The 14,938-nt window shown below is 69.7% G+C and carries 7 protein-coding genes and 1 CRISPR repeat array; all 7 genes read right to left on the reverse strand.

Annotation, left to right across the window (positions count from 1 at the left end; all coding sequences use genetic code 11):
• Window positions 1–36 precede the first annotated feature (36 nt).
• A CRISPR array of direct repeats spans window positions 37–5,813; the repeat unit is 37 nt; unit sequence GTTGCGATCCTCGCCCGGCGCGGGGTCCGGGCGCAGC.
• Between the two features lie 124 nt (window positions 5,814–5,937).
• Window positions 5,938–6,228 (reverse strand): CRISPR-associated endonuclease Cas2, encoded by a 291-nt coding sequence (cas2, locus tag AAH979_RS41280; protein ID WP_346263567.1) that lies wholly within the window; start codon window positions 6,226–6,228, stop codon window positions 5,938–5,940.
• A 3-nt stretch (window positions 6,229–6,231) separates the two neighbouring features.
• Window positions 6,232–7,260, reverse strand: coding sequence for a type I-C CRISPR-associated endonuclease Cas1c (gene cas1c, locus AAH979_RS41285; protein ID WP_346263568.1), 1,029 nt, complete (start codon window positions 7,258–7,260; stop codon window positions 6,232–6,234).
• On the reverse strand, window positions 7,253–7,903 hold the full coding sequence (gene cas4 / locus AAH979_RS41290) for a CRISPR-associated protein Cas4 (protein ID WP_346263569.1): 651 nt from the start codon (window positions 7,901–7,903) through the stop codon (window positions 7,253–7,255). The genes cas1c and cas4 overlap by 8 nt, the downstream gene beginning before the upstream one ends.
• Complete coding sequence (gene cas7c, locus AAH979_RS41295; protein WP_346263570.1) at window positions 7,900–8,763, reverse strand: type I-C CRISPR-associated protein Cas7/Csd2; 864 nt, start codon at window positions 8,761–8,763, stop codon at window positions 7,900–7,902. The genes cas4 and cas7c overlap by 4 nt, the downstream gene beginning before the upstream one ends.
• Window positions 8,760–10,586 (reverse strand): type I-C CRISPR-associated protein Cas8c/Csd1, encoded by a 1,827-nt coding sequence (cas8c, locus tag AAH979_RS41300; protein ID WP_346263571.1) that lies wholly within the window; start codon window positions 10,584–10,586, stop codon window positions 8,760–8,762. The genes cas7c and cas8c overlap by 4 nt, the downstream gene beginning before the upstream one ends.
• Complete coding sequence (gene cas5c, locus AAH979_RS41305; protein ID WP_346263573.1) at window positions 10,586–11,275, reverse strand: type I-C CRISPR-associated protein Cas5c; 690 nt, start codon at window positions 11,273–11,275, stop codon at window positions 10,586–10,588. Before cas5c ends, cas8c begins: the two co-directional genes overlap by 1 nt.
• Window positions 11,276–11,525: 250 nt before the next feature.
• Window positions 11,526–13,814 (reverse strand): CRISPR-associated helicase Cas3', encoded by a 2,289-nt coding sequence (gene cas3 / locus AAH979_RS41310; protein ID WP_346263572.1) that lies wholly within the window; start codon window positions 13,812–13,814, stop codon window positions 11,526–11,528.
• Window positions 13,815–14,938: the final 1,124 nt, after the last annotated feature.

A 14,938-nucleotide genomic window follows, 5' to 3' on the forward strand; every position in this document is an offset into this window, starting at 1 on the left:
ACCCCGGACGGACGCCGGATGGTTCGTGCGCGGCACGTTGCGATCCTCGCCCGGCGCGGGGTCCGGGCGCAGCGCCGGTGTTCACGATCCGATCGTATTGCGGACGCTGGTTGCGATCCTCGCCCGGCGCGGGGTCCGGGCGCAGCCCGCGGCCCTGACGTTTTGCCTGGTCACAGGCTTGCCGGGTTGCGATCCTCGCCCGGCGCGGGGTCCGGGCGCAGCCGCACGTGCCAAGCTAGAACAGGCTGCCGCGCTGTTGGTTGCGATCCTCGCCCGGCGCGGGGTCCGGGCGCAGCTCGGCAACTGGTCCGGCATCAACTTCATGAGCTAGCGGTTGCGATCCTCGCCCGGCGCGGGGTCCGGGCGCAGCCATCCCTGGCGGCTTGATCCACGTTCCGGAGCCGGTGTTGCGATCCTCGCCCGGCGCGGGGTCCGGGCGCAGCCGACTACCGCGAACCGGATCGTGTCCATGGCCTTGACGTTGCGATCCTCGCCCGGCGCGGGGTCCGGGCGCAGCCCGCCGTGCGCTGGTCAGCTCACGCTGCACGTCGTAGTTGCGATCCTCGCCCGGCGCGGGGTCCGGGCGCAGCCCTGGCCGCCACCACCAAGCCCAACGGCGCTATCAAGTTGCGATCCTCGCCCGGCGCGGGGTCCGGGCGCAGCGCACAGGCCCAGCGCCGCGGACGCGAGCATCCCGCCCTGTTGCGATCCTCGCCCGGCGCGGGGTCCGGGCGCAGCACCGAATAGCAGGGCCGCGTACCGGCCGGGCGGATCGAGTTGCGATCCTCGCCCGGCGCGGGGTCCGGGCGCAGCAGGTCGACCAGCACGGCCAGCGGCGCGGTGTCCTCGGGCCGTTGCGATCCTCGCCCGGCGCGGGGTCCGGGCGCAGCTTGCAGACCGGTCAACGCTGCCTCTGTGGAGTTCTCAATGTTGCGATCCTCGCCCGGCGCGGGGTCCGGGCGCAGCAAGCTGCTGGAGCGCACGTATCGAACTCGACCAAAATCGGTTGCGATCCTCGCCCGGCGCGGGGTCCGGGCGCAGCTCAGTGTCGGACGGCCCTTCGAGCGAGTCCAGATCGGGTTGCGATCCTCGCCCGGCGCGGGGTCCGGGCGCAGCGTCGCCCTGTACGCCGCGCATCAGGTCGCGGATCACGGTTGCGATCCTCGCCCGGCGCGGGGTCCGGGCGCAGCATCCACGTTTCCCGGTCGATATCTTCCTTTCGTACGCCGGGTTGCGATCCTCGCCCGGCGCGGGGTCCGGGCGCAGCCGGACAGGTCAGCGGCGGTCGGCTCGCCCGGATACAGGTCGTTGCGATCCTCGCCCGGCGCGGGGTCCGGGCGCAGCGATGTTGAAAGCAACGATTCTCGTTGACGGCAACCGCGTTGCGATCCTCGCCCGGCGCGGGGTCCGGGCGCAGCTCGGATGAGGACGAGGAAGAGGGGGAGGAAGTTGGCTAGTTGCGATCCTCGCCCGGCGCGGGGTCCGGGCGCAGCCAACCCGACGGCTTACGGAACCTGAGATGCGATGGATGTTGCGATCCTCGCCCGGCGCGGGGTCCGGGCGCAGCGCCGAGATGTCGGGAGATACGTCGTGGTTTCTTGGGCTGTTGCGATCCTCGCCCGGCGCGGGGTCCGGGCGCAGCCAGGGCGAGAGGGACGAGGTAACCAGCCTCGCGGAGTTGCGATCCTCGCCCGGCGCGGGGTCCGGGCGCAGCACGTGGAGTCGTCCCCCTCGGCGGCCGTCTTCGTCGGGGTTGCGATCCTCGCCCGGCGCGGGGTCCGGGCGCAGCGATCCCCGAGGTTCCGCCGGACACCCGGATCCGGCTCGTTGCGATCCTCGCCCGGCGCGGGGTCCGGGCGCAGCACCTAGAGGTATCTGACCTCCCACGGACGGACGTCTGTTGCGATCCTCGCCCGGCGCGGGGTCCGGGCGCAGCCGCGGCCAGCACAAGCAGGATTCGCACCTGCACCGGCACGTTGCGATCCTCGCCCGGCGCGGGGTCCGGGCGCAGCGGCGACGCGCCGTCGGGCCGGTCGAGCTGGGCGCGGTAGTTGCGATCCTCGCCCGGCGCGGGGTCCGGGCGCAGCGCGGCGACGGTGACCCGGGTCAACGCCGGTTCCTCGTTGCGATCCTCGCCCGGCGCGGGGTCCGGGCGCAGCTTCCATTCGCCCTGGTGCTCCGGGTTGGCGATGATCGAGTTGCGATCCTCGCCCGGCGCGGGGTCCGGGCGCAGCCTCCGAAGCTGACTGCCAGCGGTGCGTTGTGCTCCAGTTGCGATCCTCGCCCGGCGCGGGGTCCGGGCGCAGCTCGACACCGACGGCCGCAAGGTCGCCGCGTTCACCGTCGTTGCGATCCTCGCCCGGCGCGGGGTCCGGGCGCAGCGACGGGGGGCTGGCCGGACTCGATCCCGTCCGGGCGGTTGCGATCCTCGCCCGGCGCGGGGTCCGGGCGCAGCGCGCGCTCTGCGGACGCGACTACACCGGCCGATCATGGTTGCGATCCTCGCCCGGCGCGGGGTCCGGGCGCAGCCACTCGTCGGCGTGGACCAGGACGAAGCGGGGGTCGTCGTTGCGATCCTCGCCCGGCGCGGGGTCCGGGCGCAGCTGGCTGTACCCGGCGCCGCCGCGGCCCGAGGCTCGGCCGTTGCGATCCTCGCCCGGCGCGGGGTCCGGGCGCAGCCACGGCACGGTTTCGACCTGCACTTTCTGCGAGCGGGACGTTGCGATCCTCGCCCGGCGCGGGGTCCGGGCGCAGCGCGCCGCGCCGAGCTGCACACCGTCTCCCCGGCCCGGTTGCGATCCTCGCCCGGCGCGGGGTCCGGGCGCAGCTTCTAGACGGACTCAGCTACGAATAGGAGACGTGATGTTGCGATCCTCGCCCGGCGCGGGGTCCGGGCGCAGCGAGTGGGCTCGGGATCGGATCGGAATCACCCGAGCCAGTTGCGATCCTCGCCCGGCGCGGGGTCCGGGCGCAGCTCGAGCACCTGGAGCATGTCACCGACCACGTAGCGGTGGTTGCGATCCTCGCCCGGCGCGGGGTCCGGGCGCAGCTCGAGGCCCGCCGCGCGGCTGTGCTGGCCCGCCAGGTTGCGATCCTCGCCCGGCGCGGGGTCCGGGCGCAGCAAGCTGCGCGGTCGTCCGTACAAGGCGTTCGTGGTGGAGTTGCGATCCTCGCCCGGCGCGGGGTCCGGGCGCAGCCCCGGGACGTTGGGGGTCGTCTCCCCTGGAGAACCCGGGGTTGCGATCCTCGCCCGGCGCGGGGTCCGGGCGCAGCAATGGCTCGGCCTGCCCGACGGCGGGCCGGAACGGCGTTGCGATCCTCGCCCGGCGCGGGGTCCGGGCGCAGCTACTGCTGGCCGCGCTGGCGGTGGCCGGCGATCATCCGGTTGCGATCCTCGCCCGGCGCGGGGTCCGGGCGCAGCCCGGAGGAGTTGGCCGACTGGACCCGGGCGGCCGGGTTGCGATCCTCGCCCGGCGCGGGGTCCGGGCGCAGCCTCAAGTCGCCGTACCTGCTGGAGGGCAACCCCGGCATGTTGCGATCCTCGCCCGGCGCGGGGTCCGGGCGCAGCTCCCGCGCCGTCGAGTCCGAGACGGATGCCGGGCCGCCGTTGCGATCCTCGCCCGGCGCGGGGTCCGGGCGCAGCGACGTAGTCGTCGGTCCACTAGGTCAAGGAATCCCCAGTTGCGATCCTCGCCCGGCGCGGGGTCCGGGCGCAGCCTGGCGCGCAATCGCTGTTGGTCGTTCAGTAGCGCGAGTTGCGATCCTCGCCCGGCGCGGGGTCCGGGCGCAGCGCTCGCTCGGCGAGTGCATCGACTGTGCCCCCTGACCTGGTTGCGATCCTCGCCCGGCGCGGGGTCCGGGCGCAGCACCGGTACACCTCCGAGCGGGGCGAGCACCGGGTGCAGGTGTTGCGATCCTCGCCCGGCGCGGGGTCCGGGCGCAGCGGCACCGAGCCCGTCGCGGCCCAGCCGGCACGCCCGTCGTTGCGATCCTCGCCCGGCGCGGGGTCCGGGCGCAGCATGGAGACCTGGGAGGCGGTCTGCGCGGTGCTGGCCAAGTTGCGATCCTCGCCCGGCGCGGGGTCCGGGCGCAGCCCGTCCCGGCGCCCGCGCCGGCCGTCGAGACCAAGGTGTTGCGATCCTCGCCCGGCGCGGGGTCCGGGCGCAGCAAACTCGACGGCGAGGTGTACTCCACCGCCAGCGACGAGTTGCGATCCTCGCCCGGCGCGGGGTCCGGGCGCAGCCTGATAGGTCTCCGGAGGGTAGGGAGGGTTCTTCTATAGTTGCGATCCTCGCCCGGCGCGGGGTCCGGGCGCAGCAGCCGGTTCGCCAGCTCGTCCGCCGCCGGTTTCAGCTCGTTGCGATCCTCGCCCGGCGCGGGGTCCGGGCGCAGCGACGCGCACCTGCGGGAGTACCCGCTGCCCAGACAGCGGTTGCGATCCTCGCCCGGCGCGGGGTCCGGGCGCAGCCCCGTTCCGGGTCATCAAGGGCCGCCCGGTCAACCCGTTGCGATCCTCGCCCGGCGCGGGGTCCGGGCGCAGCGCGGTGACTGCGGTGGCGGACGCCACCGCGACACCCGACGTTGCGATCCTCGCCCGGCGCGGGGTCCGGGCGCAGCATCGACGACAAAAAGATCAAGTGGCAGTACGGTCAGTCGTTGCGATCCTCGCCCGGCGCGGGGTCCGGGCGCAGCATGCTCACCAGTGGGAGGACATGGAGGCCCAACTCGGGGGTTGCGATCCTCGCCCGGCGCGGGGTCCGGGCGCAGCTCGCACTGATCCTCGCCACCCCCGACCCCGCACCCTGTGTTGCGATCCTCGCCCGGCGCGGGGTCCGGGCGCAGCGATCCCTGCCGGCGCGTCGGGCCGGTAGGTCAGCAACACGTTGCGATCCTCGCCCGGCGCGGGGTCCGGGCGCAGCACCGGCACCCACCCCTGGGTCGTCCCGTTCGAGGAGCGCGTTGCGATCCTCGCCCGGCGCGGGGTCCGGGCGCAGCTCCGGGCCCTGGTGTCTCGGATACACGGCGCGGACCGTTGCGATCCTCGCCCGGCGCGGGGTCCGGGCGCAGCTCGGCCTGTGGATCAAAGCTGCCGCATCGGTGCCGGTTGCGATCCTCGCCCGGCGCGGGGTCCGGGCGCAGCCTTCGGTTGGTTGGTTCGCCGTGGGATCTGCGGGAGCGGTTGCGATCCTCGCCCGGCGCGGGGTCCGGGCGCAGCCGTGGGTCGACCACCGTCTCTGACGCGGCCGGTGAATGCGGTTGCGATCCTCGCCCGGCGCGGGGTCCGGGCGCAGCTTGTTCGTCTCGGTGCTCGTCACCGTGGCCTAGGGGAAGGAGTTGCGATCCTCGCCCGGCGCGGGGTCCGGGCGCAGCTACCGTCGCGCGCTTCTCGGTCTTCCACGTACCAAGCTTGTTGCGATCCTCGCCCGGCGCGGGGTCCGGGCGCAGCCGGCCGGTGTGTGCAGCGGGCAGCGCGGGCCGGGCATGTTGCGATCCTCGCCCGGCGCGGGGTCCGGGCGCAGCACCCGCGCACCGTGGATGACCTGATGCCCGACGCTCGGTTGCGATCCTCGCCCGGCGCGGGGTCCGGGCGCAGCGGTGCGGAGGTGGCCAGACCGGCTGGACACCGGAGAGGTTGCGATCCTCGCCCGGCGCGGGGTCCGGGCGCAGCGATCAGCGGTGCGGGGGCGCGGACTGCCTCGATCGTGTTGCGATCCTCGCCCGGCGCGGGGTCCGGGCGCAGCTGGGCGACGCCGGCCCAGGCGAGCGCCCCCTCGTCGTTGCGATCCTCGCCCGGCGCGGGGTCCGGGCGCAGCGGTTCGCGAGCAGCGGAGATAGCGATCTGACGATGGCCTTCGACTCGCTCGCGGTCCGGTTTGTTCATCTGATCCGTTTTTCTTGGTTCGGAACCCCCTGGGCTCCCGTGTTCACTTGGGGTTCCTAGATCACCAGCGGTCCTCGTGGGTCGATGAGTCGTGGCTTTCCGAGGTGTTCGACGTCGTCGAGCGCGTGAGCGGGCAGTCGGTAGATTCGGACGCTGTCCTGGGTGGGGTCGATGACCTCTTGGAGTGCGGCGACTAGGCGTACCTTATCGGTGTCGCGGCAGACGACTTCGAACACCGACTTCTGCACGCGGTGGCCGTACGCCTCACAGATCTTGGCGACTTTGCGTAGTCGGCGTTGCCCTTTCGGGGTGACCGTTTCGACGTCGTATGTGACGAGCAGGTCCATGGCCTAGTTCACCGTCCATGGCTGGTAGGTGGCCAGGTCGCCGCGTAGGTGTCGGGCGAGGAGTCGGGCCTGTACCAGTGGCAGTAGTGCGGCGGGTACCTCTCGGCCGAGTTGGGCGTGTGGCCAGGTGCGTTGTCTGCTCTGCTGCCAGGCGGCGAGCACGGTTTTGCGTCCGCCGTCGGTGAGCCGGTAGGCGCTGTTTGGTAGTTGTTCGAAGTGGGTGGGGGTGAGTTCGCGTCGGTTGAGCATGGTGAGGGCGAGTCGGTCGGCCAGGAGGGGGCGGAACTCTTCCATCAGGTCGAGGGCGAGGGCGGGTTTGCCTGGTCGGACGGCGTGGAGGAAGCCGATGTAGGGGTCGAGTCCGACTTGGTCGAGTGCGCCGTGGACGGCGACGCGCAGCATGCCGTACAGGAAGGAGAGTAGGCAGTTGAGCGGGTCGGTGGGTGGTCGTTTGTTCCGCCCGGACGCTTTCCAGTCCTTGTTGTCGCCGAGGAGGTATGGCATGGCGGCGAAGTAGTCGCGGGCGGCGATGCCCTCGACGCCGAGCACTTCGTCGGTGCGGGCTGCGGTGGCGAGTAGGTCGAGCCGGCCTGCGAGGAGTTCGGCGCTGGCCCGCAGTGCGGTCTGCCGGTGTCCGCTGGTGTCCCTGGCAGCGCGGAGCAAGACTTGTCGGGCGTTGTGTATCTTGCCGGCGACGATGGCGGTCGCGATCGGTAGTTGCCGCTCGGGCGTGTCGGCGGTCCGGTGTTGGGCTTGGCGGAGCAGGGGGTTGCCGTGGGTGGGGCCGACCAGGCCGGCCCGGAATCGTCCGCTGCCGGTGAGCCAGCTGACCGAGCGGCCGTCGTCGGCGCAGCGCAGCAGGAGGTCGTCGCTGGGTGTCACGCCGGCGAACAGGACCAGGTGGTCGAGTCGGACCAGTGGCAGCAGTCGGCGTCCGGGCTGGTCGGGGTGGTAGACCCGGACGGTGTCGCCGTCGAGGTGCAGGCTGGTGCCGGGGGTTTGCACGTAGAGGGTGTTGAGTAGTTCAGTCACGCCACTGTCCCAATGGTCGTGGGGTCAACAGGTCGGGTCCGGTCTGCCGCCGGCCGTCGGTCAGTTCGGGCAGGCAGTCCTCGCGTAGGGAGCAGCGCCTGCAGCGGGCGTCGTTGCGTGCCGCCGGCAGTGTCGGGGTGTCGAGTAGTCGGCGTACGGCGACGGTCGCGGCCACGACCCGGTCGAGCAGGTCGGCGTCGATGGGTACGGGGTGTCGGCGCCGTTCGGCGACCGAGTAGATATACCCGGTTGGTACGTCGAAGCCGGCTTCGAGGAGGCAGAGTGCCTGCCCGCCGAGTTGCAGTTCGGCAGGCCCGCCGGCTTTGTAGCGTCCGACCTTGTATTCGACCGGTGTTGCCGTACCCTTCTCGAATTCGACGATGTCGCTGATGCCGCGTAGGCCGTGGGTGTGGCTCCACACTGGTAGTGACCGGATCACGGTGAGGCCCCGGCGGCGTTGGATTCCGGGTAGGTCGACGGTGGTGTGGCTGAGGTCGCCGCGTACCGTCTCGACGCTCTCAGACCAGACGCCCTCCACATGGATGAGAGCGGTCTGCCGGTGGCAGTAGGCGTAGTGCTCGAGCGCGGACAGCGGCACCTCCCGCAGGTCGGCGCCGCTGTCCGTCGGGTGGTCGTCGGTCACGGCCAGAGATCGACCAGCCTGGTCAGCTCCACACCGTCCGGCAGCCCCGACCCATCGATACTGCGGCTGTAGTCGGTGTGGGCGCGCGGCGCCTTGTTGTCGTCGACCCGCCTGAGCGTGATTCGCTGGGTGAGGGCGGCCGACGGGGCGACGCCGAACGCGTCGGGATGGCTGAACACATACAGGCCGCACAGCTTCATCTCACCCCGGGTGGCGGCCCGGTCATGGTCGAACATGACCGTGATGGCCTGCCACAGCGCGGCCAGGTCGTCGCTGGTAACGCCGGTCTTCGCGGCGCGGGGCGCGGAGTAGAACGCGTGCGCCCGGTACAGGCCGTACGGGACCGTCCACTTGGAGCCGATCTCCGTACGCTCCCCCTTGTCGATGTCGTCCTGCCGGGTCTGGGTGACCCGGGTGATGGTGTGGTCGGTGGGCAGGATCGGGTCGATGCTGCGGGCGAAGGTGAGTTGGAGCGGGCCGCGTACCTGACCGGCGCCGCCGCCCTTGCCGGTGCTGAGCACGCCGCCGAACATCCGGATGTCGAAGTAGTGCTCACACATCCACCGCTGCGCCTGCTCGGCCTTGCCCGGGTTGGCCTTCAACGCCTCCTCGATCCGGGTGTTGAGCGCGAAGCCGGCCTCGACGAAGATGCCGTAGCGCGGGTCGTCACCGCGCAGCAGCGACACCGTGTCGCGGATCTTGCGCTTGATCGCCACGTCGGTGACCAGCCCCTGTCCGCTCTCGTCGTCGGTACGCGGCTGGTTGCCGGCGTCCGGATCCCCGTTCGGGTTCCCGTCGCTGACGTCGAAGAGCAGAACGGCGTCGTGGCGGCGGGTCGGGTCGAGGTGTGCGGCGGTCATGCGTCGTCTCCTTCGTCGTCGGTGCTCGGCGCCGCGTCGTCGGGCTCCGGGGGCAGGTCGGTTTTCTTCTTGTTCGCAGCTGCCGCGAGTCGTTCGGTCCGCATCTCGGCCCGCTGCTGGTGGTAGCCGAGGATGAACTCGGCCTTGTCGGTCAGCACGGCACCGCGCGGGATCGCGTCGAGCTGGACGAACAGGTCGTCGAGTCGGCGCTCGTACGCCTCCGACCAGTTCGGCCGGCGCAGCGGTCCGCGCAGCCGTTTGAGCCACGCCTGCACGTTGCGGCGGCCGGAGACGATGACGACCTGCGGGTTGTCGATGGCCCGGCCGAAGTAGCGTTCGGCGAAGGTCGTGTTCAGCCTTTGGTTGGCGACCCGGAACACGGTCCGTTGCAGGTCGTCCATGACGGCGAAGATGCGGCCGGACACGTAGGCCGGCTGCTTGTTCTCCACATTCAAGGTCGGCGTCAGCCTCTCTCGTTCGTGTTGAAGGTTTGGATGGCGGCGCAGGGCGAGTCGGATCAGTGCGGCGCGCGCGGGGTCGAGCCGGCCGTCGATACGGATCCGGTTGATCACATGGTTGAGCAGCTTCGGCGGCAACAGCCGGTTGAGCAGCGCGGCACCGAGCAGCCGATGGAACAGGTCCGGCGGGCGATGCTCCCCGGACGCCCCGAACTTCGTCCACGTCCCGGGACCGCCGTTGCGTCCGGTCTCGAACCTCCCAGCCGCCCGCGCCAACTGCGAGATCTTGACCTGTACAACTTCGCCGGTCCAGGCGTCGACGATCTCGTGGTCGGCGAACCAGGCCCGGATGTTGTCCTTAACCTGACGAATCGGCTGCTCGACCCAGTCCCGTACGACCACCCGGGCGACGTTGCCGCCCACGGTCACCGAGCAGTACCGGGACAGATCGTCGACCGCCGCTTCCTCGCCACTGACGGGACCTGCGATCAGGTTCCGGATCACGGTCGGGTCCAACTGCTCGACCGTCGCCCACGGGTCGAACGTCGAACCGCCCAGCACCCACCAGGCAAGCCGGGCGTTCTGGCCGGACAGAGCGGTGCTGTGCAGCGGGTCGGAGAGCAGACCAGTCAGCGCGGTCATGAACTTAAGCCCGCAGTCGGTGCAGATCGGGGTGTTGGTGAGAAACTTCTGCAGCTCGTAGCCGTGCACAGCCTCGTTCATACTGACCAGCGACGCACTCTGCGTGGCGCCAGGCACCCACCGCCGAGGAATCTGCTGCGGCACGGTCTTGAGCAACGGCTGCACCTGCCCGCAGACCAGACACAAGCCGGACCGGCCGGAACCTTTCCGGTCACCAGCGACTCCGGCCCAGAACCGCCGCGCCGCGCCGGTATCCGCCGCGTAGACCCCGTCGACCGAGAAGCCGATCAGGTCACCCCTGCTCCAGTCGTCCGGCGGCGTGAGTCTTCCGGCGTGCCCGTTGCGGTAGAAGGCGGCGATAGCCGGGCCCGCGCCGTCAGGTTCGGCGGCGGCCCACTCGCCGATCAGGGCGCGGAAGGCGTCGTGCTGCTTCGCGACCCGGTCGGGCTTGGCGCCCCCCTCGGAGGTCCAGCCGAAGACGTACTCGCCGTTGTCGACCGCGAGTACGGGCGAGATACCGACGGTCCGGGTCACCGCCGGCACCAACCGGACCGTACCGAAACGACGTTGCGGGTCGTCCTTGTCCGCCATGCTGACAAGGTCACCCCGGGGTACGCCGTTCGCGTCGATGTCCAGGCTCCACCGCACGGGTTTGCGGGCGAAGAACGCCGGGACGACGTCGGCGCTGGTATCGGCGTACTCCACCAGCCGTTGCAGCAGCACTACGTCACCACGCCTTCCACCGGCAGCGCCAACTCCATTCCATGCTCAGGCACGTAGAGCACGCCGGCGACGACCCGGGCGGCGAACCACTCCATCCGCGGCTGACCAGGCCTCCCGTCACGATGAATGGAGTGCAGCATGATGCCGATCTCCTCGTTGACGTCCGCACGCGGGGTGTCGTCCGGCCAGCCGAAGTCGGCACTGAACTCGCGGGTGCCGAGGTACGGCCGCTGGAAACACGCCCCCTTGCGCACCCGACGCCGAAGCTGGTCCCGATACGCCGCCACCGGCTTGTCCGCATGCGCGGCCAGTCCAATGTGGGCGTGGATCCGGTACGCCACATCACGCAGACAGACGGCATTGCGCTGGTCGCGGTGCGCGGCGGTGTCCACCCGCCGGATGCCCTTGATCGCCTCGGACAGCGGCGCCACATCAGACGTCTCGTTGCGCCGGACCGTAAACTGCTTCACCGGCTTGAGCACCTCGATCGCCACAATCTGGTACCGCATCTCCGGCTTCCAGAAGATCGACTCAAGCACACCCACCGCAGCCGATGGGGTCATCACCGGATAGCTGACCCGCTCCACCTTCAACTCCGGCCGCGAGAACAGCGCCGCCTCACCACCGACCTGCACAACAACCGGCAGATCACCCTCCGGGCTTCGTCTCAGGGTCAGCCCGTTGACCACATCCGTCCTCACAGCACGGATCCCTCCACATCAGATGAGAGCCAATCGAACATACGATCGATAATTCACTGAATCACGAGATCAGCGAACCCCTCGCACAACGGGTGCGAGCATGCCTCAGCGGTACGACACTTTCCGCGCCGCCGGGAAATTGGGCGCCAGCATTGATCAAGAATCAGAGAGAGTCATGGATCAATAAGCAATGTTGACAGACGAATAGGATCGACAACGTCGCTGTTCAACAGCGTGATCAAACTACGAACTGTTCCAGGTTCGGGTCGATGCTGATGCCGGTGGCGTCGTCGTACTCGCCGACCCACTCGACCAGCACGCCTCGGCGCACGTCGTTGCCGAAGATCGGCCGCATCAGCGCCATAACGCCGGGCCGGCGCAGCGCGCTCGGGTGCACGTTCGTCGTGTACGCCTGCAACCGCCGCAGCCCCGCCAGGTCCGGAACCGGCGCCCGGCGCAGTTCCTCGACCAATTGCTCCAGCTCACGCCGCAACTCAGGTGTCTCGGCACCCTGCGGCGTCACCACGCTGATCCCGTCATCGTCGATCATCCGGAACGCCAGCTTCCGATCCCGCCGCTTGGTGCTCGCATCCAAAGGGCCCTCCGCCACGGTCTCGAACTCCCACCGCCGCCGCGCCTGCTGAATACGCTGCCCGACGTGCTGACCGTCAGCGAGGTTAAGCAGGTCGTACACGTCGCGGTAGTAGCGGCCGAGCGCCGCCAGGTCGTCCGGGTCGGCCCTGTCCGGACCGAACTGGCGCCCGGCGCAGCCGACCAACGTCTTGTACGTGGGCGGCTGCCCACCGTCCTCGGGCGCGAACACGACCACCCGGCCACCGTCCGCCATCCGCCCCTCACGATTGGCCCGCCCAGCCGACTGAAGCAGCGAGTCAGCCGGCGCCAACGCGCGGAACACCACCGGAAAGTCGACATCCACCCCCGCCTCGATCAGCTGGGTAGCCACGAGCAGCACTCGCTCACCCCGGCTGAGGCGTGTCCGTACCTTCTCCAGCACCCGCCGCCGGTGATCCGGACACATCCGCGTGGACAGGTGCCAAGCCACACCCTCCGGCTCCGCATCCCGCCACTGGTCGAACACCACCTTCGCGTCCGCAGTCGTGTTGACCACGGCCAGCGCGGCCGGCTCCGACGCGGCCTGGCCGGCAATGCCGGCCAGCGTCGGCTTCGGGTCGAGCTGCCACTCGTACCGCACCCTCCGCAGATCGCTGACCAGTTTTGCAGTGTCGGGGATCAGGTCGGTGCAGGGCACGTCCTTGAACTCATCGAGGGCCCAGAAACTCGGCTGTGTCGCCGAGGAGAGCAACACGGTCGTGCCGAAGTGCCGCACGAGCAGCCGGAGCCCGTCGAGGATCGGCGCGAGCATGGCATGCGGCAGCGCCTGCACCTCGTCCAACACGATCACCGAGTTGGTCAGCCGGTGCAGCCGGCGCATCGCCGACGGCTTACGCGCGTACAACGACTCGAACAGCCGGACGAAGGTGGTGACGACGAACGGCGCGTCCCAGTTCTCGGCCGCCAGCCGCGCCCACCGGCCCACCTTTGGATCATCGAAGTCAGCCTGGCTGTGATGTTCGAGAACGACCGGCTCGGCGCCGTCCTCGTCGAGCAACCGACGGTAGACGGCAGCGTTCTGCTCGGTAATGGTGAGGAACGGAACCGCGACGATCACTCGACGAAGACCGTGCTTCTCCGCGTGCCGGAGCGCGAACCCGCCACTCGCAAGGGTCTTCCCGGCCCCCGTCGGCGCACCGAGGCGGAACACTCCACGATCCCGCTCCGCCGCTGCGAGGCAGTCCGCGTAGACCTGCTCCCGCAGACTGCCGATCGGCGTACCGCCGCGCCCGGCGAGTTCGCCACGCCGCCGCTGATCGAACAGTTTGTAGAGATGGCCGAAGTCGGCGTCTGGACGCAACCGCGGACTCGCCAGCCCCTGAAAGTGCGCGCTGGTGTCCAGGCTGTCCGCGTCGACCAGAGCGCTATAGCACAGACGCAGCGCCATTTCCCCCACCAGGGGATCTGCCTGCCAGCCCGCCGGCACCAGTTGGTCGAGCCGTTCCGGCAGGTCCGGCAACAGTCCGGACAGTTCCCGCTCAGCAGACGCCACATTACCGGGTGCCTCGGCAAGCCTCCCCCGGAACGCCGCACGCAGGCTAGGCGTATCGATCAGCCCACCGTGATGACCGAAAATCGCACCAGCAAACCCACCCAGCCCACGTTCGTACGCGACCCGAGTACCAAGTGACTTGTGATCGATACCGACCGCATCGCCGGTGGACGCGACAGCAGCAAGCTTGTCCTGCCAGGCACAGGCCGCCTTACCCACGTCATGCAGCGCACCAAGCCAGTACGCCACATCACCCCCGCCGAACGAGACGGCAAACCGTCGCGCCAACTCCGCAGTGCCACGAAGGTGATCGGCAAGAGAATGCCACCGGCCACACCCAGGAGCAGGACTGTGCGCCCAAAGAGAACCCACACCAGACACGAATGATCCCCCTACAGCCATTGCGCCTCATTTACCAATCAAACAGGCCGTCAAACCAGTAGCAGACATGATCCCGCCAGGTCGCCCAAATCATACTGAGGCACCAGCTTCCGCAGAACTCTTCGATCATGCAAACCTTTCACCAAGACGCCGCCTTCCCTCGCGGGCCGGTAGGCGGCCAGGACGTCGGCATCGCAGGCTACAGTAACTACGTCGGCCTGCGGAGTGATCGCTACCTTGCGCCCACTGGCTCCAGGGTGGTCCTGCTAGACGGGTCCGGCCCAAGGGAGAGAAACCCGCCGAAAGTCTGTCTCGGCCAGCCGTTGTGCAGCAGAACTACAAGGAGTGGCCAAAGGCGGTGCGGGAGGCCATGAAGACAGCCACTCCTCGGCTGCTTAACGCTGACCCCAAGCCTGAAGTTGATATACAGAGGAGGGCAGTACACGGCACGCAGACCCAGTAGCCTACGTCCGCGCTCGACCCATCCGGTTTACTCTCGGGGCAGGCAGCAGGCAAGGCTTCGCCATCCCTGTTCGCTTCCAGCCACTACCGGACGCTAGCCAGTGGCAGCAAACCCAGGAGGCAGCAGTAACCCAAATCGCTGGATGCTATCACATTTACGCGAACAGATCAGCATGAATTTGCCAACTTTCTCATACCTCATTTCCGGTCAGTTCCGGGGCTCGATACTCCTGTGTCGACTTTTGACGGATGGGCCGTTAATTGAGGCTATGGGAAGCGCGGATAGTAACGCCCGCGCGTCGTTCTCAACTCACAGAAAGGCAAACAGCCATGACCACAACACAGCGGACACGCCAGGCGGCATTCACAGCGGAGGAAGATGGCCACAAGCCAGACGACACGTAACCCGCGCCGTCGCCCAGAAGGCGACCGGGGGACGCTGAACGGCGCAGCGACGCCGGACGGCGACCCCACCCCCGCCGACAACCTGAACGCCAACACACCCGGCCATCCGGACGCACGGGGGACGTTACCGATGGCCCGCCACCTACTCGACCCGACGACCGAAGACGAGATCCAGGCACTCGCCCGAACGGCGCCACCGATGATCCCGGACGTGGCAATCCGGCTAGCCCGGATGCTGCGGTGGAACGAACGCGACACCAACCCCACCGACCGGGCGG

Source organism: Plantactinospora sp. ZYX-F-223 (genome assembly GCF_039649625.1).
Taxonomy (GTDB): Bacteria; Actinomycetota; Actinomycetes; order Mycobacteriales; family Micromonosporaceae; genus Plantactinospora.